Origin of the sequence: Hymenobacter sp. PAMC 26628, from assembly GCF_001562275.1 — a bacterium.
Lineage (GTDB): Bacteria > Bacteroidota > Bacteroidia > Cytophagales > Hymenobacteraceae > Hymenobacter.
Genome location: NZ_CP014304.1, coordinates 3330354 through 3352834 on the forward strand (window position 1 = coordinate 3330354; position 22481 = coordinate 3352834).

The window sequence follows — 22481 nt, forward strand, 5'->3', positions numbered from 1 at the left end:
ATGTTGCCGAAAAACCGTTTGATGCGGGGTATGCGTTAGGGCGGCGCGGGCACCGCGCCCGCGCCGGGCAAAGCTACGCACCCGGGCCGGGCCCCTGTCTCTGCTAGGCGCGGGATGACGCGGAGATTAGCGAGAGAAGAACTTGGCTAATTTCCTGGCGTTCGGAGCTCAGCCGCCGCTTTCTCCATTTGGGTGAGGTGGCGTTCGGCGTGCTTGGCCAGAAAATAGACGAACTGGTACACGTCGATTTTTCCCAAATAGTTTACCGTCATCGTGGTGCGATGCAATGCACCTTCGCCATTGGGCAGCCGGCCAAGTACCGCTTGGCATTGCGCCAGCTGTTCGTGCAGTAGCTGCCTCACCTCCATCGCACTGCGCGCACCGTTCGGCTCCATGTGTTCGGGCCGCACCCACGGGAACGACCGATGCAAGCCTATTTGGTCAAGCTGCGCCCGGTTGAATTGGTAGCCGGCCAGTTCAGCACGCAAGTCCAAGTCGTTCAGGTTTTTGAGCGCCTTGGCCGCGCCTTTCTCGATCAGGATCAGCAGGTAGTGGTTCGTCAGGGCGACGTGCTCCAGAATTTCGTCGATGGTCCACCCGCCGCTGGCGGGCCGGGCGCGGCGCACTTCTTCGGGCACGCCAAGCCACTCGTCCAGCTGCCCGAAAGCTGCTACAAGGACGTCGTTGATTTCAGCGATTAGGTCTTCAATTTTCATAAGCCTACTGCCTTTATTTCATCCGGCAGCTGAGAATCGTCACGTCGTCGGCGAACTGGTCGGTGCCGCCGCCGAAGGCGCGAATTTCGCGCAGCAGGGTTTCGTGCAGGCGCGGCAGGGGCAGGTAGCGGTTCTGGGCGATGACGCGCAGCACGCCTTCCTCGCCGAACTCATTGCCCTCGGCGTCAAACACTTCCGTGAGGCCGTCGGTGTAGTTGAAGAGCAGCGAGCGGGGCGGCACCTGCACTTCGCCCACCTCCAGCCCGGGCAGCTCCTCGATGATGCCGAGCATGACGGAGCCCGTTTTGAGGAGTTGTGGGGGGCCCTGGTCGGGCAGCAAAATGGGGTCGTTGTGGCCGGCGTTGATGAAGTGCAGGTGCCGGGTGCGGCAATCGTAGATGCCCAGAAACGCGGTGATGAACTTCTCGCCCCCCGCGTTGCGAAAAATTAAGTGGTTCAGCTCGTGGGCGATAACGGCCAGGTCGGCGCCCTGGCGCAGCAGCGTGCGCAGCCCGGCCTGGAAGTTCGACATGAGCAGGGCCGCCGCCACGCCCTTGCCGCTCACGTCGGCGATGCAGAGCAGCAGGCGGTCGGCGTCGATTTCCACCACGTCGAAGTAGTCGCCCCCGATTTCGGTGTGCGGCACGTAGGTGCGGGCCACGGCCACGGCCGCGTTGTTGGGCAGGTGCGTGGGAAAGAGCAGGCGCTGCACGTCCTGGGCAATCTCGATTTCGCGGCGCAGGGCCGCCGCGGCCACCCGCTGGCGGGTGAGGCGGCGGTTCTCGACGGCCCCGAGCAGGATGTTGGCCAGCGTTTCGAGGAACTTGACGGCCTCCTGGCCCGCGTAGTCGGCCTGGGCCGTGCCGATGAACACGTAAGCCAACACTTGGTCGGCGAGGCGCACCGGAATCACGGTTTCGAAGCCGTTCCAGGCGGGCCCCAGGCCGAGGGCCGCCACGGGGCAGGGCGCGGCGTGGCACTGGGCGCACACCGCTTCGGGCAGGGGCCCCATCACCGCCGGAAACGCCACTTGCTCCCGAAAAACGCCATCGGTGAGCACGTACAAGGCCAGGCGCCGCACCCCGAGCTGGCCGATGAGCGTGAACTGAAAGATTTTGTAGAGCGCGGCCTCGCTGGTCGCGTCTTGGGTAATGGCCTGGGTGATTTCGAGCAGCGCGGTGAGTTCGCGCTCCTTCAAAAACAGGCGTTTATCGGGGGTAGCGTTGGGCATAAGCGGAAAACAGGGCCTCAGCGCACCGCCGTTTTGGGGTCGTAGGCGTCGCGCAGGCCATTGCCCAGTAAATTAAAGCTTAAAACCAGCAGCGAGATGGCCGCGCCCGGCAGCACCGTGAGCCAGAGGCCAGCCTGGGTGCCCAGCAGGTCGTAGCCTTCCTTCACCATCAGGCCCCAGCTGGGGGCCGGCGGCTGCACCCCCAGCCCGAGGAAGCTCAGGCCGGCTTCGAGCAGGATGGCGGCGGCGAAGTTGCTGGTGGCCAGCACCAGCAGGGGCCCCCGCAGGTTGGGCAGCAGGTGCCGGGCAATGAGGCGCGACGTGGGCAGCCCCAGCACCCGCCCGGCCTCCACGAAGGTGGCCGAGCGCAGGCTCAGCAGCTGCCCGCGCACCACGCGGGCCACGTCCACCCACATCGTCAGGCCCACAGCTACGAAGCTGACCCACACGCCTTTGCTATCGAGCACCAGCGAAATGGCGATGACCAGCATGATGCCCGGAATGCTCCACACCACGGTCATCAGCCCGAGCAATACGCTGTCGATCCAGCCGCCGAAGTAGCCGGCCAGGGCCCCCACGGCCATGCCCAGCGCCATTGAAATGAGCACCGCCACCAGCCCGATGCCCAGCGAAATGCGCGTGCCCAGCAGCAGGCGGCTCAGCTCGTCGCGGCCGGCTTTATCGGTGCCCAGCCAGTGGGTGCGGGCCACGCGGGGCCCGGCGGCCACGCGCTGCGGGGGCCCCGGCGCGGTGCCGGGCTCGGCCCAGGGCCGCACCAGGGCCGAATCGGGGCCCAACGCTTGGTAGGCGGCGATGGGCACTTCCTCGTAGGCGGGCTCGCGGCCGCGCCACCAGGTGCGGAAAATATTGTCGGAAGGGCGGCCGGCCAGCACCGAATCGGGCAGCGGCCGGCGCAGGAACTCCACCCGGAGGCCGGGGCCCTGCTTTTGCAGCGCCACGAAGCCGTGGCTGGCGTCGGGCGAGTTGTCGGGCAGAATCCAGTAGCCCAGCACCGACACTAACGCGCACAACGCAATGAACACCAGGCCGAACACGGCGGGCCGGTTCTGCCACAGGCGCTGGCGCACGTAGTAGCCCGGCGGGCGGGCGGCCGGCGCGGGCGGCGGAGCGGGCAGCACGGGCGGCGCCACGGCTAGCGGGTGTTGTGGCGCAGCAGGCCTTCCTTAGAGGCCAGGTAGCTGGCGTCGGTGGCAATGGCCCCGTAGGAGGTGGGCTCGTAGGCCAGCTCGGTGTCGGGGTCGGGCCAGTAGCTGCGGATGAGGCCCTGCTCGAGCAGGCTGCGCAGTTGCTCGCGCAGCTCGGCCACGGGCAGGCCGGTTTTCTCCAGCAGCGTGCGGAACGGGGTGACGAAGTAAAGCTCGTCAAGCAGGTCGTATTCAGGGTCGGTCACGGGAGGTAGGAAGCAGCGGGAAGGCAGGTGGGCAAAGGTAATTCTGTAAATGGCTTTCGATAGTGAACGTCCCACATTTATGGCTACCGTCGACACGAAGCATTATATTGACGTGAATTAGGCTATCTACTCAGTAGATTTACGCAATACTCCGTTTCACAAAATACAGACCGTAAAAAATCAATGAATTATAAATATTTTTTAACCGCATTAACTTTTCTCATAATTATTAACACGAAGGCACAAACAATGCGCCCTAACCTGCCGAAGAAATTTGGCGTAATGGGAATTAATCTACGTGAATCAAAAATGAGTGATTTACAAAAATTAAGTAATGACTTCAATGAAGTCGACATTGAAGAAATGGACACTCCGAAAGGGTGCCTTGGACAGGATTCTAGATACGTTGCGGGTAAAGGATTTTATTCAAAAAATTATAAAGGACTAATTTTTCAAAAAGACCAAAATTCAGAATATATAGGCAAAATACGGTTAACAAAAGAATTTGAAGGGGAATTGCCTGATGGCAAACATATAATCGCCAAAGATTTATTAGATATACTAACGTCTGATAATCAGGCTATAGCTAACTTCGTTTTGAAATTAGCTAATCCGGCACAAATAGCCATCGCGTCATCCAGCTTCCGTTTGTCCTTTAAGCGATTTTCAATTCGTAAACTAAAAAAAGCTTTTATTTTGGCAATGGCATGTTCTACGCGCACCCGTCCACTGGCTAAAAGCGTGTTTATTTGTCGTTGTTGAGAAGTGAGTGGCTTCGTTTTAGACGCTTTAATCGGCTTAAAAATAAAGTGTGGATTAACGTACTGCTCTAAACCATAAAAGCCAGAATCAACATGCACCCGAAACAAAGAGAAATCAAATCCGGCAAAAATCTCCTTGAATATTGTAAAATCATGTGTGTGCCCCTCATACATTTTACTAACGAAGAGAATGCGCCGAAACCGGTCACAGATTAGCAGCCATTTTAACGTATGCTGTTTTTTTTACCACTATACTGCTTTCGCTGAACCTCTTGCTTAGCAGAGCGTTCAATCGGCACCTCCGTTACATCTATAAATAAATCTTCTACTCCAGCAAAAACTTGTTCAAAGCTTGTCTGTCCCGTAAAAAGACGTTTTGCTAATACGTGCTGTTGGCGTAAAGCTGTTTTTAAACAAGGTTTGAGCAATTCTAAATACTGACTAGCTGCGGCGTCTGATATGCCGAAATACATGCCTAAATTCTGCAACGTTGGATACGCTTTGTAGTAATGCAAAATAAAAAAGAGTGCTTCCTTTTTATCCGTCAAAATTGGCTGAGTAGGTCCTTGAATTAGCACAGCTTTAGGACGGTAGAGCTGCTGGAAAAACTCATACAATGCCTCAAACTCAGCTATTGATAAGCCAGTGGCTGCTTTGTACTGACGCTCAGTGCGGGCGTTGTGGTAGATGCTGGAAGCCATAACAGATTGATGGAAAATACAAATGTAATCAACATGCTGCTAATCAATCGTTAGCATATCTATTACTGAAAAATGTATTTCAGTTGTATCCACTGCTCAAAAAAAATTGGTATTCAAGAGGCTGTTCAGGCTATTGGCAATTCTCTAACGATACTGTATCATTTTATGTAAAGATTGATACGAAAAAAACTCCTCAATTTCCTATTGATGAAAATTATTATTTAGACAAGCATATAGAAGGAATAGATCTGGTAATGTCTTGTTACAAAACGTCTAAAGAAGACGAAAAATATATTTCATCTATTCTGACAAGTGACCCCATATATTTTGTCGATAGTATCAAAATAATGAAAGCAGAATTAGCAAAATATGAACCGTCACAAATAGCAATTCTAACGGTTTATAAGGATAAATCAGCAACCGATATTCTAGGAGGCGAAGGCGTAAACGGGCTAATTTATATTGAAACCAAAGAATTTGCAAGGAAGAGATATTGGCGTTTTTTCAAATCAAAATCTAGAAAATACTTCAATATTGTACCTCAACCAGGTTTAGAAAATGATATTATCTATATTCTAAATGGCAAAGTTTTACAAGAAAATTTTGAGGGTGACCTATCCGCCATTGACGACACTAATTTCGTTGAAATTAGCATTTTAAATAAACAAAATCTTATAAACAACTTATCTATCGCTAATAAGAGATGGGGCATATCAATCAGATCGAAATTGATAACTAATAAAACCATTAAATAAATCTCACCGCACCGCCCTACCCTTCCACTTATACCCGCCGCGCCAGCCGGCGGCGCCCACGGCTAGCGCGTAGGGCGCGTAGAGCAGCTGGAGCGGCAGCAGGCCCCACAGCCACCGCCGGGGCCCCAGAAACCGCAGCACCAGGGCCAGCAGCCACCCGTCGGCGCCCAGCTTGAGCAGCCAGGCGGCGCACACCCAGGGCCCCAGCGCGGGCCAGGCCAGGGCCCCTGCCGCGCCGGCGGCCAGGGCCACGTTGGCCCCCAGCACCAGCGGGGCCAGGCGGCGCGAGGCGGGGCTTTGGTAGTGGCGCCACTTGCTGGCCCAGCGCACGCGCTGCCGCAGCAGGGCCCCCAGGGTGGCGGGCGCGGCGGTGCGCACCACGGCGGCGGCATCGGCCAGGAAGCGCACGCTGCCGGGGCGGGCGGCGTGCAGCTGGTGCATCAAGAACTCGTCGTCGCCGCTGGCCAGGTGGGCGTGGGCAGCGTACCCATTGACGGCGTCGAAGGCAGCGCGGCGGTAGGCCAGGTTGGCGCCGTTGCACATGGTGGGGGCCCCGCGCCCGATGCACGCGCCGCCCACCCCCACCAGGCCCGCAAACTCCAGCCCCAGCAGCCGCTGAAACCACGTGTCGGGCCCCGTGAGCAGCACCGGGCCGCTGATGAAATCGGGCGTGGCATCGGCGGCCAACAAACGGGCGTAGGCGGCGAGCCAGCCGGGGCCCAGGCGGCAATCGGCGTCGGTGCACACGAGCCAGGGGGCCCCGGCCAGCGCCAGGGCGGCGGCCAGGGCGGCTTTCTTGCCGGTTTGGGCGGGCGTCAGCTCAACCAATTGCAGCCGGAACGGCAGGCCCGCGGCGGCGGCCCGCACCAGGGCCCCGGTGCCGTCGGTGGAGTGGTCGTCGGCGATGAGCACCTCGAAGCGGGCGGCGGGCAGGGTTTGGGCGGCGAGGTCGGCCAGCAGCTGGGGCAGCGCGGCGGCTTCGTCGCGGGCGGCGATGAGGACGGAGAAGAGCAGCGGAGCGGCTGCGGTTTCGGCCGGGCTGGCGGGAGCTTCGGCGTTCGCTTTGCCGGGAAGCCTGGTAACTGCGGGGGCCCCAGCGGCGGGGGCGTCGGGGGCCCCGGTTCCCGTCTTGTCGGAGGCCCCGGCAGTTATTTCAGCAAGGGCCCCCGCGGTTGTTTCGGCAGGGCCCCCAGTTCCTGCTTCGGCAGCCACTTGCGCGGCTTCGGCGGCGGCGCGGCTGCGCTGCCAACCGCCGCGCAGCCAAACCATTACGCCGGCATAGAGCGCGGGCATGGCCAGCAGCAGGGGCCCCACCACGGCCGCCCTCACGCGCTGCGGCTGCGCCACACGCGCAGGCCCGGCACCAGCAGCAGGCCGGCGGCGCTGGGCAGGGCAATGTTGATGACCCACAGGCTGAGGCTGGCCGAGAGCACCGGCAACGCCGGCTGCCCCAGCAGGCCAAACAAGTGGGTGGCCGAGAGCTCGCGCACGCCCACGTCGGCCAGCGCGTTCAGCGAGGGCACCAACGATTTCAGCAGGAACGTGCCCGCCACCGCCGCCAGCCCGGGCCCCCGCCCCGCCCCCACCCCGTAGGCCCGCAGCAGCAGCAGAAACTGCGCGCAGAACACGGCGTAGCGCAGCCCCGAAAGGACCAGCACCGCGTGCAGGGCCCGGGCCGGGTAGGTGGGCATCACGGCCAGCGCCGGCCGGAACCGCCGCAGCGGCCGCCACAGGCCCAGCGCCGCCACCAGCAGCCGCGAGCGGTAGAGCGGCACCAGCACCAGCCCACAAACAACTAGGGCCGTGATGATTACCCCCAGCTTCGCCGCCGGAAAGCCCGCCAAGTAAAACGTCAGCAAGAAGTACAGCAGGCCCGCCACGCCAGCCACCACGGTGGCCACCAGCTGGCAGTAGCGCCCCAGAAATACGGCCCCCAGGGCCCGCACGCGGCGGCTTTTCAGCGCCAGGATGCGGCCGGCGTAGTCGCCCACGCGGTTGGGGGTGGCGAAGCCCAGCGTGAGGCCCACCAGCACGCCCCGCAGGCTGCGCCCGAACGTGACGGGCTCGAGGTGCCGGGCCAGGCGGTGCCACTTCCAGGCCTCCAGGCCCCAGTTGACGGGCACCAGGGCCAGGGCCCCCAGCACCGGCCCGCGGCCCGCGCCGCCCAGGGCCGTGGCCAGCAGGGCGCGCCAGGCGGCGGCCGTGTCGGGGGCCGCAAACACGGAATTGTACAGCAGGCCCAGCGTGAGCAGCGTCACGCCCACCTTGCCCAGCGCAATCCAGGGGCCCCACTTGGCGGGGGCGCGGGGCGAGTTTTGGGGCCCCGGGGCGGCGACGGCGGCACAGGCCGGACTGTGGCCTCCCAGGACGCCGGCCGGGACAGGCGGCGCAGGAGCGGCGGCAGGGGCAGTTGAAGCGGCGGGAGCAGCCGGGCCGTGGGGCCCCGCGGCGGCGGCGTAACTTTGTAAAGGAGGCTCGGCCTCCGCATTCTTTTCCCCGCGCCCGTCTTGCCCCCCTTCGTCCGCCCCCGCCCCGCCCCGCCGGCCGATTTGCTGCCCAAGGTCATCATGGGCGTCGACCCCGGCACCCAGATCATGGGCTACGCCGTCATCGAGGTGCGCGGGCAGCACGTCACGGTGCTCCGCTACGACGTCGTTAACATGAAAGCCCTCGGGACGAACCATGCGGTAAAATTAAAGCGGATTTTCGACCGCATGATTGAGCTCATCGACGAGTTTCTGCCCGACGAGTTGGCCATCGAGGCACCGTTTTTTGGGGTGAACGTGCAAAGTATGCTCAAGCTGGGCCGGGCCCAGGGCGTGGCCATCGCCGCCTGCCTCTCCCGCCAGATTCCCTACGTGGAGTACGCGCCCACCAAGGTGAAGCAGTCCGTGACGGGCTCGGGCAGCGCCACCAAGGAGCACGTGGCCCACATGCTGCGCCAAACCCTGGCCCTGCCGCCCCTCGCCGAGGCCCCCAAGCTGCTCGACGCCACCGACGCCCTGGCCGTGGCTCTGTGCCACCACTACCAAAAAGGCAACAACGCCACCGCCGCCGGCGGCAAAAGCTGGGGCAAGTTCCTGGCCGAAAACCCCGACCGCCTCAACGCCGCCACCACCAAAAAAGCCACCCCCCGCGCCGCTAAGAAAGCGGTGTAGCGGCTGCGGCGAATTCGCACGGTTGAGCATGACCGTTTATTGACTTAAAAACTCCTCATTACCACCAGCAGGACGAAGCGAAACGCGCAGACTCGCAGCGTCCACGCTACAAGCCCGGCAAGTTGTGCAGGGCCCCCACCAAGTACGTCACGGCGTAGCCGCCGATGTCCACCCGGTCGCCGCGCAGGCGGCACCACAGCTCGCCGCCGCGGGCCGATTCCTGGCGGGCAAACAGCTCGGTTTTGCCCAGCTTGGCCGCCCAGAACGGGATGAGCGTGCTGTGGGCCGAACCGGTCACGGGGTCTTCGGGCACGCCTACCTCAGGGGCGAAAAAGCGCGATACAAAATCGACGCCGCCGGTGCCGGGCGCGGTGGCAATCAGCCCGATGTAGCCCAGCGCCACCAGGGCCCCGAAGTCGGGTTGCAGGGCCAGCACCTCGGCGGCGGTGGCAAACTCAACCACCAAATCGCGCGAAGCCAGCACGGCCCGCGGCACGGCCGCGCCGGGGCCCAGCGACTGCGTGAGCACGGCCGGCACCTCGTCGGGGGCCAGTGGCCGGGGCGGCCGGCTGGGGAAGTCGAGCGTGCGGCGGCCGTCGGCCTCGCGGCGCACGCGCAGCGGGCCGCTCTGGCTCTGGAACACGATTTCGTCTTTGGCGAAGCCGCGCTCATTCCACAGCACGTGGGCCGTGGCCAGGGTGGCGTGCCCGCACAGGTCAATCTCGAAGGTGGGTGTGAACCAGCGCAGGTGGAAGTCGGCTTCCTGGCCTTCTAAAGGAACGAAGAAGGCAGTTTCGGCCAGGTTGTTTTCGGCGGCAATCTGCTGCATCAGCGCGTCGGGCAGCCACGCGTCGAGCGGGCACACGGCGGCGGGGTTGCCGGCAAATGCGCGGCGGGCAAAGGCATCGACCTGGTAGATGGGGATGGACATGGCGAAGAATAAGGCGGGGCGCGCAAGGCAATGCGCGGCGCAAAGATGGGCACCAGCCGCGAGCTGCCGGGCCCCCAGCGTCGCACTGGGGCCCTAATATTTTACACTATAGCTGCTTGCGCAGCAGCAGGCCCGAGTAGGCGTAGCCGTTCACGTTCAGGCCCTGGATGGGGGCCAGCGACACGCCCGCGGCGCTGGCTTTTTTGTGCAGCTGCGGCACCACCACGCCCACGGTGGCGCCCACGGCGTAGCCCAACAGGTTGTCGGTCAGAAAGTGTTTGCCCGCCTCGATGCGATAGTAGGCCACGACCACCGGCAGGGCCGCCGCCGCGCCCCACACGTAGGGCTGGGCCCGCGAGCCGGGGTTGAAATCGTGGAACACCTTGGCGGCGAAGAACGTGGCCGTGGCGGCGTGGGCCGTGTGGCCGGAGAAAAACGAGTTGGTAGCGATTTTGCCCGTGCGGTCGCCGCCGCCCTCGGGGCCGTAGAGGTAGGGCCGGTTGCGCGCCACGTTGCCCACGGAGGTCGTAAAAATGGCGTCCGTGGCGAGCAGCGTTTCCACGTACAGCGCCGCCACTTGCCCGTAGCGGCCGCGGGCGGCGGGGTTCAGGGCCAGCAGGCCGGGCGCCACCAGCAGCGAGCCGTAGCAGAGGAAGTCGCTGGTGGTCTGGGCCCGGTCGCTGTAGTAGCCGGCCGAAAACCGGTCGATGCGGGGCACGTCGTCTTTGCGGAGTGCGGCCAGCTCGGCTTCGGTCAGGCCAGTTTTTTGCTGCACCCGGTAGAGGCCGAAGCCGCTGACGGCCCCCAGGCCCAGCGTAATGGGCGCATCGACGGCGAAGCGGGTATGGTACGGCGACGGCGCCTGCTGGGCCACGGCCGCCGGGGCCCCGGCCAGCAGCAAGCCGCCGGCAAGCACCGAGGAGGAGGAGAATTTCATCAAATAAAGCGCGTTTGGGTGGAAGCCCGAAACGCAGGACTGGCCCCGGGGGTTTAGCCATCAAAACCGACTCGCGGGGCCCCAGTCAACCCGCAGGTTCCCAGGCTACTGCGCTAAAAATTGGGTGATTACCGCGTTCATTTCCTGCTGCTGGGCGGGCGTGGCGCCGTCCCACATGTCGTTGTGAAGCGTGGCGGGCAGCCGCACCACCGTGCAGCCGAAGCGCCGCTGCTCGGCCGGTGAGGGCACTACGCCGCTGTCGGCCACCTGGTCGCTCGAGCGCAGCGACAGCACCCGGGGCCGGCGGGCGCGGGGAAACGGCATGCGGCGGTTGTCGAGCGAGATGATGCGCCGCACCAGCGCCGGGTGCTCCCGGGCGAAGAGCATGGCCACGTCGCCGCCGTTGGAGTGGCCCACCAGCAGCAGCTGGCCGAAGTCGACGCGGGGGTATTTTTTCTGCAACTCCTGCCGCACAAACAGGATGTTTTGCACCCCGCGCTCCCAATTGGGGCGGCGCACCACCTGCGGGGGCCCCACGGTGGGGATGGGCGCGTCGGTGGGCAGCTCGTGCTGGATGCTGGCCACGAAGTAGCCGTGCGCCACCAAGTTGCGGGCGATGAACGAATACGCCGTGTTCTTCCCGCCGTAGCCGTGGCTGAGGATGGCAGCCTTCAGCCTAGCTTTGGGGCCCGAGCCGCCGGGCAAGTACAGCGCCACCGGCACCACCCGCTGGCGGGCGCTGTCGAACAGCGCCAAGCTATCGAGGCGAACGGCGGCCAGGGCCCCAACTTGGTACGCAGCACCGTGCCGAATAGCCAGCGGCCGGCTAGGCTGGCAGGCCGTGAGCAGCGCCAGGACCAGCGCGGGTAGAAGTTTCATATCCGCAGCCGCTAGCGGGCCGGCAATTGGGCCGGGTCGTGCGGATCAACCACCACCAGGCCAGTTATCTTTTGAAAATCCGCCGCATTCCGGGTCAGCAACGGTAGCCCGTGCACTAGCGCCGTGGCCGCAATAATGGCGTCGGGCAGCTTGATGCGGTGCTGCTGGCGCAACCGGATGGTTTGCTGCACCACGGGCTCGTCGAGGGGAAATACTTCCACGCTTTGCACGAAAGACTGCATGAAAGCGTACTCGGTAGCGGGCTCGATTTTCGTCAGCAGTTCGATGCGCGTGATTACTGACAGCGCTACCAACTGCTGGTCGAGCCGCTGGTCTAGCCATTCGGCGCTAACCAACGGCAAGCGGCCCAGCACTAAATCGATGACCGCATTGGTGTCGGCTAAGTATTCCGCTCCCATTCGCCCCGGATTTCCTGTAAGTGCTGATCCCAAGCCTTGGCCGAAGTGGCAGGCAAGCTACCGGCCCATTTGCGCTGGGCCGGCGCGGGCGTTTCATCCGCGGGCACTACCCGCAGAATGTGCAGCGCTTCCAGTTGCCGCAGCAGCTCGTAGGCTTGCTCGCTCAGGGGTTCGATAAGGATGGGGGCCATGTGTAAAAACTGATTTTTGTTGCCCTAAGATACCAGCGCAATAGCCGCGGCACGCGATGCAGTGCCTGATTGATTAACGCGGTGCTGATTGCGAGCGTAAACTACGCACTCCACCCAAACCTGTATCCGCCGTGCCGACCGATTACCAACCCATTGCCTGCGGCTTCTACGACGTGCTGGAAGCTGCCGCCACCCGCCAGCAGCCCGTGTACTTGCAGTACTTCAACGACTTGCGGCAGCTGTGCCAGGAGTCCGTGGCCATTAAAACGTTCGTCACCCACGACCACGCCGAGTACGCCCAGCTGGCCTCGGGCGAGGAAGTGCGCCTCGACCGCATCATCCGGCTCGACGACACGCCCGCGCCGGGCTACGCCGACTACCCGGATTTCCGCTGCGGCTGCTAGGGCCCCGGCGCGGAGCCCCTACGTCCAGTACTGGATGGGCGCGTGGGGGAAGCGGCGCTGCCACTCGGCGTAGAACCAGGTTTTTAGCTCCTTCATGGTGGGCATGTCGTACACGTACTTGAGGCCCCCGAACTTGTTGCGCTTCACGGCGCGGTCGGTTTCGCTCAGGTCGAGGCTGGTGTTGGGGTACCAGCCGAGCAGCACCTCCTTGGAGCCGGGCGTGAAGCGGTGCGTGACGAACTCCACGGTGAGGTCGCAGTCGAAATCGAAGGCCGCCCGCACGCGGTCGAGCAGCTCGCCGTAGTGCTGCTGCCAGTCGGGCAGGGGCATGATGGGGGCCAGCAGCACGCCCACCGGGTAGCCCCCACCGCCCTGCGCCACCGGCAGCGCCAGCTTGCGCAGGGCCTGGATGCGCGCCTCGATGCTGGCCGTGCCGCCCTCCAGCTGCCGGGCCAGGGGCTCGGCGTTGAGCGAAGCGCGGGCGCGGGTGTGGCCGCGGTGGGGCAGGCCCAAGAGGCTTTCCACGTGGTCGTACTTGCTCACGAAGCGCAGGCGGCCGCCCTCGCGGCCGGCGAAGTAGCGCACGGTTTCGGCCAGGGCCCCGGTGAGGTGCTCGATGCCCAGCACGTCGGTGTAGCAGCTGGCCTCGAAGCTCACGGGGCGGCCCGGGCGCTCGTATACCTGGGTGTTGGCCAGCAGCTTGGGCAGGTTGGCGAAGGCGCGCACCACGGGCGGCCCGCTGAGGCTGCCGGCCAGGTAGCAGTACTGGCAGTGGGCGGGGCAGCCCTCGGCCAGGTTGAGCTGGAAGTCGGCCGAGGGCGGGGTAGGCTGCAGGCGCAGGGCCCCGGCGGGGGCGTTCACGACGGCCAGCGTGGTTTTGGCGGTGCGGTAGGTGGCGCGCTCGTCGTCGCCGCGCAGGCCGGTGAGGCGGTTGCTTTTCAGCAGCTCGATGTCGAGGTTCAGGGCCGTGGCGCGGGCCAGAATTTGCTGGCCGTAGTCCTCCTGCAAAGCGTCGGGGGTGAAGAGCACGCGCTTGGGCAGCCACAGCTTGGCACCGTGCGTACGAGGGGCTGCGGCATCGGCGGAAACGTCGGCGAGCACCGGCGCGGCCACGGGCATTGGAGCGTTGAGAACGGGCAAAAAGAGGTCAGTCTGCATTGATTGTTAAACACCCGGGACCGTGCAATAGGTCCCTCAGGGGCCCACCAGCCCTCAATATTTATCTCTATTAATCAGTATTTTAAATAATATTTTGCCTGAAAAATAAATAAATCAAGCCGTCATGCTGAGCGCAGCCGAAGCATCTCTACCGCTCACTACATCATGGTTTACTGCCGCGGTAGAGATGCTTCGGCTGCGCTCAGCATGACGGCTTTCCGATTGCTTTACGACGGCCTTTTGGTTGTCATATGACCGCCTTTTAATCGTCGCACAATCGCCTTCCTTCAGTAGCCACCTTCACCTTTACTTCCCCGAGAATTATCTCCGCTCATGTCCTTCGCCTCCCCCGCCCCGCTCATCCTAACCCTGGCCCTCGACACTGATTCGCAGGCCTATTTCGACGAGCTGCGCCGCCAGCACTTCCCGGCCAAAATCAACTACCTGGCCGCGCACGTCACGCTGTTTCACCACTTGCCGGGGAGGACGAGGCGCGGCTGAAAGCTGAATTGGCAGATGCCTGCCGGACGCTGGGGCCCCTACCGGTGCAGGTGGCCAGCCTGCGCTCGTTGGGCCGGGGGGTGGCCTTCAACCTGGAAAATGCTGCGCTGCGCGCCCTGCACCGCCGCTTGCAAACGGCCTGGGCTCCGCGCCTCACGCCCCAGGACCAGCAGAAGCTCCAGCCCCACGTCACGGTGCAAACAAGGTAGACCCCGCCGTGGCCCGGCAGCTGCTGGCCAACTTGCAGGCCGACTTCCAGCCCTTCGCCGCCACCGGCACCGGCCTGAAGCTGTGGGCCTACCGCGGGGGGCCCTGGGAGCTGCGGGCCGAGTTCGCCTTCGTCGGCTGAGGCGGCGCTACTGGCCTTCCCAGGCGGCTAGCTCGGCTTGCTGCTCGCGGCGCACCAGGGCTTGCACGGCCGCGTCGGGGCCCCGGCCCACGATGATGAGCGTGCCGTGCTCGCGGGCGTAGGGATTAGTGACGGCGCCAGCGCGGCGGTAGGCGGCGAAGTGCGGCGCGAGCTCGGGGTGGAATTCGTCGTCGATGATGATAGCGGCGCGGTACGCCTGCGGGGCGGGCCACCAGAACAGGAAGCTTCCATTGGTGCTCTGGGCCGGGGGCATGGGGCGGTGGCGGTTGTAGTAGTTGATGGCGCTGGCCTGGCCGTAGTTGGCGCACTTGATGAGGGTGTGGGCGCGCACCGAATCGGGCAGGGCCCGGTAGGTGGCCCAGGTTTTGTCGGCCAGCTCGCGCCAGCCCAGCATGTCGGCGTAGTCCTGGGGCAGGGCGTGGTCGCGGCCGTCCTCCCAGCGGTAGAAGCCCCGGCCGATGTAGCGCGGGCGCAGGGCCAGCATCTCGGCGGGCCCCGCCACGGGGTAGATGAACGGGAAAATGGGCGCCAGCAGCACCAGCGGCAGGGCCACCAGCACCGGGCGCAGCACGGCTTTCCAGCGGGAATTTTGCAGCCGCTGCGCCCACCACACTGCCCCGAAGCTGAACAGCACCGGGTAGTAGCCCAGGGCGTAGTAGTCTTTGCCGTGCAGGGCCGCCAGCAGGCCCACGCCCAGCACCGGCACCCAGCCCAGCGCCCGGTACGGCCGAAACGCGCGCGCCCACAGCAGGGCCCCCAGCCCCGGCGCCCACACCCATATAGCGCCTAAACACATAAGCAGCTGCATTTTCCAGAACGTGCCGGCCTCGACGTGCACCAGTTGGCTGGCTTGCAGCAGCTGCATGTGGTGGCGCACCGGCAGGCCGTGGGCCAGCTGCCAGGCCAGGTTGGGGCCCCACAGCAGCAGCGCCAGCCCCAGCGCGCCCCACCAGTGGCGGTTCAGCAACAGCCGGCGGGCGGGCGTGAGCAGCAGGGCGCCCACCAGCGCCGCCCCAAAAAACAGCGTCGTGTACTTGTTCAGCAGGCCCAGCCCCAGGCCCACGCCCAGCCCGTACAGGGCCCCGGGCCGCGCCGTGTGCAGGTAGCGCGCCAGGCAGTAGAGGCAGCATACGAACCCGAATACCTCAAACGAGTTGGGCTGGAACAGCAAATTGAGCCGGGCGAAGGCCGTGCCCAGGTAGCAGGTGCCGGCCAGGGGCCCGGCAAACCAGCCGCCGCCCAGCCGCTGCGCCAGCCGCACCACCAGGTACACGGTGGCCGCGCCCCACAGAAACGGCCAGAACTTCACGGCCCAAAAGCCGCCGCCCGCCGCGTTGGTCAGCCAGGCCTGGGCGGCCGTCAGGGGTGGCACTTCGAGGTAGCCCCAGGCCGGGTGCCGGCCGTGGGCCAGGTACAGGTACTCGTCGCGCTGCAGCTCGTACAACGGGCTGAGCAGCAAGTAGCCCGAAATAAATTTGACTAGAGCCTGTTATGAACTTATGACGAAATTAGGGGTATGGCTTACCCCAGCGATGTAAAAGACGACGAATGGACCTTCGTGGCCCCATACCTGTGCCTGATGAGCGAGGACGCGCCGCAACGCGACTACCCCTTGCGCGACGTATTCAACGCCTTGCGCTACCTGGCCCACACGGGCTGCCCGTGGCGCTACCTGCCCGGCGACCTGCCGCCCTGGGCTACGGTGTATCAGCAGTGGACGCGCTGGCGAGATGCCCGCGTGTTCGAGTCTATCGTGCATGATTTGAACGAGTTGCAGCGGCTGCTACTCGGCCGGGCGGCCACACCCTCGGTCGTGGTGCTTGACGGGCGCACGTTGCAAAGCACGCCTGAGAGCGGGCACCGGGCGGGCTGGGACGGGGCCAAGCGGCGCAAGGGCAGCAAGGCGCATATCGCCGTCGATACGCTGGGCCAGCTACTGAGTGTGGTCATCACCCCGGCCAATGAGCAGGAGCGGGCGCAGGTCGGCGAGTTGTGCCGCCAGGTGCAGGAAATCACGGGCCAGACTGTGACCGTAAGCTTTGTCGACCAAGGCTACACAGGCGAGGATGCTGAGTATGCCGCAGCCGTGCACGATATTGACCTGCAAGTGGTTAAGAAGCCCGAAGGCCAAACCGGCTTTGTGCTTTTACCCAAGCGCTGGGTCGTTGAGCGCAGCTTCGCCTGGCTCAGTCGCTTTCGGCGGCTGGGCCGCGACTACGAGCGGCTGAGCGTCAGCTTGCAGCAACTCCATTTCGTCGTCTTCGCCTGCCTCATGCTCGCCCGACACGCCGCAAGTTCATAACAGGCTCTAGGGCAAACAGCAGGGGCAGCCAGCGCGCTTTCATGCCAGGCAAGGTCGGCAGAAAACGGCCGCCGGGGCCCCGCAATGACCTTACAAGCCCCGCGGCAGTTGCACCCGGGCCAGGTACTCGCCCAGGCCGGCGGGCTTCTGGAACACGTGGATGAAGAGCACCGCGTCTTCGCCGCGGCTGCGCCAGGTTTCGGCGTAGAAATCGGCCACGGCGAACAGCGTCAGGTCGAAGCTGTCCTCCTGGCGCTCGGCCAGGCGGTGGCCGTGGCGGGCCAGGTGCTCGGTTTGGTGGCGCTGGTGCAGGGCTTTGAAATCGGCGAAGGTCATGCGGGCAAGAAAAGGCAGCGGCACGGCAAAGGTCGGGCAGCGGCGCGGGTTGCCGCCGCTTGGGCCCGCGGCCGGCCTGGCTTTTGCCGCCCTTTGCTGTGCCGGGGCCCGGCCGCGCAAAACCCTGGCGGTTTCGTACCTGTTACCAGGTCTGCGTTCAATTTTGTTGCTCCTCAGCGTCCGTCGCCTTGGCTCCCTACAACATTCACCACCGGCCCGACCTCCGCATCTTATTCCTGCGCTGGCTGCGCGAAAATACCTTAGCCGAAGCCCAGGCCTCTTACCTAGACCTCTTGGGCCAGGCCCAGCAGCACGGCTGCGCCCACTGGCTGCTCGACGCCCGCCGCGGTGGCCCCCTCGACGTCGTGGAAACCAACTGGCTCGCCGACGAGTTTTTTCCCGAGGCCGCGGCCCGGCTGGCCCCGTGCACGCTGCGACTGGCCGTGTTCAGCTCGCCGGCCCGCATCGAGCAAATGCACGCCGATGCGGCCGTGGCCTCGCCCGTGGCCCACGCCCTGGCCCCCGAGCGCCCCTACCAAGCCCGCGTGTTTGCCGACGAAGGCGCGGCCGTGAGCTGGCTGCTGGACCAGCCTGTCTGACCACCTCCACAGCTTTTTAGGAGCCGATTCCTAACCGCGCCGCCCGCGCCCCCGGCCCACAAAAAAACCCCGCGGCCCGCAATCGGTAACGATTGCAAAGCGCGGGGCCAGAAAACGAGCCGGTGGCGTGGGGGCGCCAGCGGCTCGGCTTACCAGGCGCCTACCAGAGGCGCGTGTCGCTGATGCCGGCGGGCAGCGGCGGGTGCTCGGCCAGGCCCAGCACGCACCAGCCTTCCTCGATGCCGAAGGCCCCGCCTTGGAGCACGTGGCTGGCCCAGCGCAGGGCAATGCGCCCGCTGTGGACCCCGGTTTCGGGGTCGAACTCGCGCAGCAGCAGGGCGTCACCGGCCTGGAAATTGCGGTCGTTCAGGCGCACGTCGAAGGGCTTGGTGCCGGCTTCGATGGCGGCGTAGCAGGAGGACCAGATATCCAGCTCGTGGAGTTGGCAGTCGTCGGGGACCGAGACCTGAATGTGGTTCGAAGGGACAATTCTCATAACAATCACTAATTAACTGATAACAGGCGGGGCGCATGCTTTTTCGCGCACCGCAGCAGCAATGTACCCAAAAAGCCGTGGGCGCGGCATTCACAACAAAAACGAAATTCTGGCCCGATTAACCAGTAGGAGTTCCCCGGGAAGTACAATAACCGGGCCCCGAATGTGGGCTACGCCAGGGGGTTGTGCTGCACCAAATAGTCCGTTTCCGACCCCACGTCGCGCAGCATCACCCGCCACTCCCAAATCAACAACACGCTGGCGTAGAAGAACATTCCACTGCCGGCCAGGGCCAGCAGCACCAGCAGCCAGGCCCAGCACCTCGATGGCGCCGATGGCCACGATGCGGCCCACAAAGATACCTAAAGCCAACTAAAGACTAGCCAGCGCCCGCTACAAGAGCCGGGCGCGGCGGGCCGCAAACCCAGCTGCTGGGTAAGGTGGCCGTGCTCATCAACGTTGGGCGGGGCCCCGGCGGCGGCGCGCAGGGACTTGGGGCCCCGGCCACGGCGCTGCGAGGTGGTGAGCACCAGAATGGCAGTTGTTTGTTGCCAGTTGTCAGGCCGTCAGGCTTCGGCAGCGCGGACGCCAGACGAGCATGACGTTTTTTATGGCCTTTCTAATTCAGAAACAAATCTTTATAGTTGAGAACATGCGGTTTTTAGCTTTTCTGCGCGGGGTGCTGGGGCTGGCGCTGGTGGCGGGCGGGGCCCGGGCGCAGGCCCCCGCCTGGCGGGCGGCGGTGGCGGGCGGCTCGGCCACCGGCGATTATTCGTCCGTCAGCGCCACGGCCACCGACGACGCGGGCAACGTGTACCTGGCCGGCAACTTCGCCGGCACGGTCAGCTTCGGGCCCTTCGCCCTCACCAACGCCAGCGCCGACGGCCTGCGCGACGCCTTCGTGGCCAAGTGGAGCCCGGCCACCGGCGCGTTCCTCTGGGCCCGGCGCGCCGGGGGCCCCGGCAACGACGCGGCCACAGCCCTGGCCGTCAGCGGCTCCCACGTGTACGCGGCCGGCAGCTTCGGGGGCCCCACGGCCACCTTTGGCCCCCTCACCCTGGCCAACGCCGACCCCAGCGGCGCCACCCGCGACGTGTTCGTAGCCGAGCTGGCGGCCGACACGGGGGCCTTTGCCTGGGCCCAGCCGGCCGGGGGCCCCGCCGATGATTACGCCACGGCCCTGGCCGCCGCGGGCCCGCTGGTGTACGTGGCCGGCGGCTTCGGCAGCGCTACCGCCGCCTTCGGCGGCACCGCCCTGGCCCGCGCCGGCAGCAGCGGGGCCGATGCGTTTGTGGCCGCGCTGGTGGCTGGGGGCCCCGGCGCGGCTTTCCGCTGGGCCCAGCGCGCCGGGGGCCCCGGCGACGACGTGGCCACGGCCCTGGCCGTGCGCGGCGCGAGCGTGTACGTAGCCGGCCGCTTCGCCAGTGCCACCGCCGCGTTCGGCCCCGCCGCGCTGGCCAACGCCAACCCCAACGGCAGCCACGACGTGTTCGTGGCTAAGCTGACCGACGCGGGCCCCAGTGCCGCCTTCACCTGGGCCCAGCGGGCGGGCGGGGCGGGCGACGACCGCGCCAACGCCCTGGCGGTGAGCGGCGCCAGCGTGTACGTGGCCGGCGAATTCCAGGGCCCCACGGCCAGCTTCGGGGGCACCGTGCTGGCCAACACCACCACCGACAACCTGTACTACGACGTGTTTATAGCCAAGCTGACCGATGCCGAGCCCAGCGGGGCCTTTGCCTGGGCGCGCCGCGCCGGGGGCCCCGGCGACGACTACGCCAACGCCCTGGCCGTGCGCGGGGCCGACGTGTACGTGGCCGGCAGCTTTGCGGGCAACGTGCTGGGCAACGCCGCGGCCACCTTCGGCGGCACCACGTTCACCACCGCCGGCCTCATCGACCTGTACGTGGCCAAGCTGACCGATGCGGGCCCCAGCGGCGCCTTCGCCTGGGCCACGCGGGCCGGCGGGCCGGGCTACGACTACGCCACCGCCGTGGCCCTGGCCAGCACTGGCGTGTACGTGGCCGGCGACTTTGCCAGCCCCACGGCCGGCTTCGGGCCCCTGGCCTTGGCCAACCCCAATAGCGCCGCCACCGCTTACCTCGCCGCCCTGGCCGACGGCACCGCGCTGGCCACCAGCGCCCCGGCCCCGCGGGCCGGCATGGCCGCCTACCCCAACCCGGCCCGGGCCCGCGCCACGGTGCAGGTGCCCGCCGTGCCCGGGGCCGCGCAAGCCACACTGGCGCTGCTCGATGCCCGGGGCCGCGTACTGCGCACGTGGGCGGTGCCGCTGCCGACCGCCGGCACCAGCGCCGAGGTAGCACTGGACGGCCTGGCCCCAGGCTTATACCAAGTGCAGGTGCAGGCCGGCGGCTGGCGCGCCGTGCAGCCGCTGGTGGTGCAGTAGGCGCGCGGCAAGGAAGGTCAGTTCCCCTAACCCGTCATGCTGAGCGCAACGAAGTGGAGCCGAAGCATCTCTCCCGCAGCAGTAATCAAGGTTAGTGACGCAGTAGAGATGCTTCGGCTGCGCTCAGCATGACGGCCTATTTAAATCTCAATATGACGAGCTATTAAATAGCGTATTGGGGAATAACGGGCTATTGAATAGCGTTCCGGAAGGTTATGCGAACGGTCTTCTAGCCCCCGAGACCCCACCTTTGCGGGCATGACGCGTTTCCGCTTTCCCCACCCGCTCGTGCTGCTGATGGGCTTTATTGTGCTGGCCGCGGCGCTGAGCCACTGGCTGCCGGCCGGCGAGTTTGTGCGCCGCCTCGACGGGGCTACCCAGCGGCAGGTCGTCGTGCCGGGCAGCTACCACCCGGTGCCGGCCACGCCCGTGGGGGCCCTGCAAATGCTGGTGGACGTGCCCCGCGGCCTGCTCGACGCCGGGGCCGTGGTGTTCCTGATTTTCCTATCGGGCGGCGCCTTTACGGTGGTGGACCGCACGGGGGCCCTGCGCTACGGCGTGGATTGGCTGCTGGCCCGCGCCCGGGGCCGCGAGGTGCTGGTGCTGCCGCTGCTGGCTGCGTTTTTCGCCACCATGGGGGCCCTGGAAAACATGGGCGAAGAAATCATCGCCCTCGTGCCGGTGCTGGTGCTGCTGATGCGGCGGCTCGGCTACCCGGCCCTCACGGCGGTGGCCATCAGCACGGGGGCGGCGGCGGTGGGGGCCGCGTTCAGCCCCCTCAACCCCTTCCAGGTGGGCGTGGCCCAGAAGCTGGCGCAGCTGCCGCCGCTCTCGGGCGGCGCCTACCGGGTGGCGCTGCTGGTGCCCGCCCTGGTGCTGTGGACGGCCACTACCATGCGCCACGCCGCCCGCTACCGCGTGGTGCCCAGCGCCGCCGATGCCGCCGCCGCCGCCGTAGCCGCCGAGCAGGGCCCCGGCGCGGGCCGCCACGGGCTGGTGCTGCTGCTCATGTTCGGCGTGTTTGCGCTGTTTGCCTACGGCGTGGTGCAGCTGAGCTGGGACTTCGACCAGATGTCGGCGCTGTTCCTGGCCCTGGGCATCGGGGCGGGGCTGCTGGGCGGGCTGGGCCTGAGCGGCACCGCCGACGGCTTCGTGGCGGGCTTCCGCGACATGGCCTTTTCGGCGATGCTGGTGGGGTTTGCGCGGGCCATTTTCGTGGTGCTGGAGCAGGGCCACGTCGTAGACACGCTGGTGCAGGCCCTGGCCACGCCGCTGGCCCACCTGCCCGTGGCGGCCGCCGCCCTGGGCATGATGGGCGTGCAAACCGCCCTGCACCTGCCCGTGCCCAGCGTCAGCGGCCAGGCCACGCTCACCATGCCGCTGCTCGTGCCCCTGGCCGACCTCATCGGCCTCTCGCGCCAGGTGGTGGTGCTGGCCTTCCAGTACGCCGCCGGCCTCTGCGAACTAATAACGCCCACCAACGGGGCCCTGATGGCCATGCTCGCCGCCTGCGGCGTGGGCTTCGACGAGTGGCTGCGCTTCGCGGGGCCCCGGTATTTGGCCCTGCTGGCGCTGGGGGCCCTGGGCGTGGTGGCGGCCATTTATTTGGGGGTATGAGTAGCGTGGACGCTGCGAGTCCGCGCGTAGAACGGTTACTGAACAGTAATCGGCAGGACGACCGCCGCGCTTCCAAAGAACGTCATGCAGAGCGCAGCGAAGCATCTTTCTAGCGTTGGTAATCAAGAGTAGTGACGCGGGGAAGATGCTTCGCTGCGCTCTGCATGACGTTCGGCATGACGTGCTATCCGTGACGTTCTTTGA

General features: G+C 65.3%; 29 protein-coding genes. 10 read left to right on the plus strand and 19 right to left on the minus strand.

The features are described 5' to 3' along the window. Positions 1-146: 146 nt before the first annotated feature. From AXW84_RS14590 to AXW84_RS14610, 6 genes are all read right to left on the minus strand, one after another. Complete coding sequence (locus AXW84_RS14590) at positions 147-716, minus strand: DinB family protein (protein WP_068234653.1); 570 nt, start codon at positions 714-716, stop codon at positions 147-149. A gap of 13 nt (positions 717-729) precedes the next feature. Continuing rightward, entirely contained in the window at positions 730-1947 is a 1218-nt protein-coding gene (locus AXW84_RS14595) for a PP2C family protein-serine/threonine phosphatase (protein ID WP_068234656.1), read from the minus strand. A 17-nt stretch (positions 1948-1964) separates the two neighbouring features. After that, on the minus strand, positions 1965-3098 hold the full coding sequence (locus tag AXW84_RS14600) for an ABC transporter permease (RefSeq protein ID WP_068234658.1): 1134 nt from the start codon (positions 3096-3098) through the stop codon (positions 1965-1967). Positions 3099-3100: 2 nt separating this feature from the next. Beyond that, positions 3101-3358 carry a hypothetical protein gene (locus tag AXW84_RS14605; protein ID WP_068234661.1) on the minus strand — a complete coding sequence of 86 codons (258 nt, stop codon included), beginning with the start codon at positions 3356-3358 and terminating at the stop codon, positions 3101-3103. A gap of 575 nt (positions 3359-3933) precedes the next feature. Beyond that, on the minus strand, positions 3934-4338 hold the full coding sequence (locus AXW84_RS26555) for a transposase family protein (RefSeq protein WP_082773909.1): 405 nt from the start codon (positions 4336-4338) through the stop codon (positions 3934-3936). Positions 4339-4343: 5 nt separating this feature from the next. Next, a complete protein-coding gene (locus tag AXW84_RS14610) occupies positions 4344-4820 on the minus strand; it encodes a transposase family protein (RefSeq protein ID WP_068234664.1) in 477 nt (158 codons plus the stop codon). An 83-nt stretch (positions 4821-4903) separates the two neighbouring features. On the opposite strand from AXW84_RS14610, the gene AXW84_RS25045 reads away from it, so the two are divergent. Further along, positions 4904-5575: a hypothetical protein gene (locus tag AXW84_RS25045; protein WP_157887043.1), complete on the plus strand. Its 672-nt coding sequence runs from the start codon at positions 4904-4906 to the stop codon at positions 5573-5575. A gap of 3 nt (positions 5576-5578) precedes the next feature. Here AXW84_RS25045 and AXW84_RS14615 read toward each other — a convergent pair whose 3' ends face one another. Together AXW84_RS14615 and AXW84_RS14620 are read right to left on the minus strand one after the other, a co-directional pair. Beyond that, positions 5579-6922: a glycosyltransferase gene (locus AXW84_RS14615; protein ID WP_068234667.1), complete on the minus strand. Its 1344-nt coding sequence runs from the start codon at positions 6920-6922 to the stop codon at positions 5579-5581. Beyond that, a complete protein-coding gene (locus tag AXW84_RS14620) occupies positions 6901-7833 on the minus strand; it encodes a lysylphosphatidylglycerol synthase domain-containing protein (RefSeq protein ID WP_162268270.1) in 933 nt (310 codons plus the stop codon). Before AXW84_RS14620 ends, AXW84_RS14615 begins: the two co-directional genes overlap by 22 nt. Positions 7834-8169: 336 nt before the next feature. On the opposite strand from AXW84_RS14620, the gene ruvC reads away from it, so the two are divergent. Next, the gene (gene ruvC / locus AXW84_RS14625; RefSeq protein ID WP_236943349.1) at positions 8170-8733 is read left to right on the plus strand and encodes a crossover junction endodeoxyribonuclease RuvC; all 564 of its coding nucleotides are present in this window, start codon (positions 8170-8172) and stop codon (positions 8731-8733) included. 106 nt (positions 8734-8839) lie between these two features. On the opposite strand, the gene AXW84_RS14630 is transcribed toward ruvC, so the two are convergent. The 5 genes from AXW84_RS14630 to AXW84_RS14650 form a co-directional block, all read right to left on the minus strand. Further along, the gene (locus tag AXW84_RS14630) at positions 8840-9664 is read right to left on the minus strand and encodes a PhzF family phenazine biosynthesis protein (protein WP_068234673.1); all 825 of its coding nucleotides are present in this window, start codon (positions 9662-9664) and stop codon (positions 8840-8842) included. Between the two features lie 106 nt (positions 9665-9770). After that, positions 9771-10601 (minus strand): phosphatase PAP2 family protein, encoded by an 831-nt coding sequence (locus AXW84_RS14635; protein WP_068234676.1) that lies wholly within the window; start codon positions 10599-10601, stop codon positions 9771-9773. Between the two features lie 105 nt (positions 10602-10706). Continuing rightward, the gene (locus AXW84_RS14640; RefSeq protein WP_068234678.1) at positions 10707-11480 is read right to left on the minus strand and encodes a serine aminopeptidase domain-containing protein; all 774 of its coding nucleotides are present in this window, start codon (positions 11478-11480) and stop codon (positions 10707-10709) included. 11 nt (positions 11481-11491) lie between these two features. After that, positions 11492-11899, minus strand: a complete 408-nt coding sequence (locus AXW84_RS14645) for a type II toxin-antitoxin system VapC family toxin (protein WP_068234681.1) — start codon at positions 11897-11899, stop codon at positions 11492-11494. Then, positions 11881-12090, minus strand: coding sequence for a hypothetical protein (locus AXW84_RS14650; protein WP_068234684.1), 210 nt, complete (start codon positions 12088-12090; stop codon positions 11881-11883). Before AXW84_RS14650 ends, AXW84_RS14645 begins: the two co-directional genes overlap by 19 nt. 131 nt (positions 12091-12221) lie before the next feature. Here AXW84_RS14650 and AXW84_RS14655 point away from each other — a divergent pair, with 131 nt between their 5' ends. Then, a complete protein-coding gene (locus AXW84_RS14655; protein WP_068234687.1) occupies positions 12222-12494 on the plus strand; it encodes a hypothetical protein in 273 nt (90 codons plus the stop codon). A gap of 18 nt (positions 12495-12512) precedes the next feature. Here the strand turns inward: AXW84_RS14655 and AXW84_RS14660 are convergent, their stop codons facing one another. Then, on the minus strand, positions 12513-13652 hold the full coding sequence (locus AXW84_RS14660; RefSeq protein ID WP_236943132.1) for a spore photoproduct lyase family protein: 1140 nt from the start codon (positions 13650-13652) through the stop codon (positions 12513-12515). A 333-nt stretch (positions 13653-13985) separates the two neighbouring features. On the opposite strand from AXW84_RS14660, the gene AXW84_RS25550 reads away from it, so the two are divergent. From AXW84_RS25550 to AXW84_RS26260, 3 genes are read left to right on the plus strand one after another with little or no spacing between them, the layout of a single operon-like run. After that, positions 13986-14153, plus strand: a complete 168-nt coding sequence (locus AXW84_RS25550) for a hypothetical protein (protein ID WP_204248378.1) — start codon at positions 13986-13988, stop codon at positions 14151-14153. 8 nt (positions 14154-14161) lie between these two features. Further along, on the plus strand, positions 14162-14362 hold the full coding sequence (locus tag AXW84_RS25555; RefSeq protein ID WP_204248379.1) for a 2'-5' RNA ligase family protein: 201 nt from the start codon (positions 14162-14164) through the stop codon (positions 14360-14362). A gap of 8 nt (positions 14363-14370) precedes the next feature. Then, positions 14371-14502, plus strand: coding sequence for a hypothetical protein (locus tag AXW84_RS26260; RefSeq protein WP_257722066.1), 132 nt, complete (start codon positions 14371-14373; stop codon positions 14500-14502). Between the two features lie 7 nt (positions 14503-14509). Here AXW84_RS26260 and AXW84_RS25390 read toward each other — a convergent pair whose 3' ends face one another. Beyond that, on the minus strand, positions 14510-15982 hold the full coding sequence (locus AXW84_RS25390) for a glycosyltransferase family 39 protein (RefSeq protein WP_068234690.1): 1473 nt from the start codon (positions 15980-15982) through the stop codon (positions 14510-14512). Positions 15983-16039: 57 nt separating this feature from the next. Here AXW84_RS25390 and AXW84_RS14675 point away from each other — a divergent pair, with 57 nt between their 5' ends. Continuing rightward, the gene (locus AXW84_RS14675; RefSeq protein WP_068234489.1) at positions 16040-16825 is read left to right on the plus strand and encodes an IS5 family transposase; all 786 of its coding nucleotides are present in this window, start codon (positions 16040-16042) and stop codon (positions 16823-16825) included. A gap of 90 nt (positions 16826-16915) precedes the next feature. Here AXW84_RS14675 and AXW84_RS14680 read toward each other — a convergent pair whose 3' ends face one another. Further along, positions 16916-17161 (minus strand): hypothetical protein, encoded by a 246-nt coding sequence (locus AXW84_RS14680; RefSeq protein WP_068234693.1) that lies wholly within the window; start codon positions 17159-17161, stop codon positions 16916-16918. A 188-nt stretch (positions 17162-17349) separates the two neighbouring features. On the opposite strand from AXW84_RS14680, the gene AXW84_RS14685 reads away from it, so the two are divergent. Beyond that, complete coding sequence (locus tag AXW84_RS14685; protein ID WP_068234696.1) at positions 17350-17760, plus strand: hypothetical protein; 411 nt, start codon at positions 17350-17352, stop codon at positions 17758-17760. A gap of 160 nt (positions 17761-17920) precedes the next feature. Here AXW84_RS14685 and AXW84_RS14690 read toward each other — a convergent pair whose 3' ends face one another. From AXW84_RS14690 to AXW84_RS25055, 3 genes are all read right to left on the minus strand, one after another. Then, on the minus strand, positions 17921-18256 hold the full coding sequence (locus tag AXW84_RS14690; protein ID WP_068234699.1) for an ASCH/PUA domain-containing protein: 336 nt from the start codon (positions 18254-18256) through the stop codon (positions 17921-17923). 170 nt (positions 18257-18426) lie between these two features. Further along, positions 18427-18612 (minus strand): hypothetical protein, encoded by a 186-nt coding sequence (locus AXW84_RS14695; RefSeq protein WP_068234701.1) that lies wholly within the window; start codon positions 18610-18612, stop codon positions 18427-18429. A gap of 6 nt (positions 18613-18618) precedes the next feature. Further along, entirely contained in the window at positions 18619-18786 is a 168-nt protein-coding gene (locus tag AXW84_RS25055) for a hypothetical protein (protein ID WP_157887044.1), read from the minus strand. A 122-nt stretch (positions 18787-18908) separates the two neighbouring features. On the opposite strand from AXW84_RS25055, the gene AXW84_RS14700 reads away from it, so the two are divergent. Beyond that, positions 18909-20660, plus strand: coding sequence for a T9SS type A sorting domain-containing protein (locus AXW84_RS14700; RefSeq protein ID WP_157887045.1), 1752 nt, complete (start codon positions 18909-18911; stop codon positions 20658-20660). Positions 20661-20918: 258 nt separating this feature from the next. Continuing rightward, positions 20919-22277, plus strand: coding sequence for a YfcC family protein (locus AXW84_RS14705; RefSeq protein ID WP_068234710.1), 1359 nt, complete (start codon positions 20919-20921; stop codon positions 22275-22277). The last annotated feature ends 204 nt before the right edge of the window (positions 22278-22481 follow it).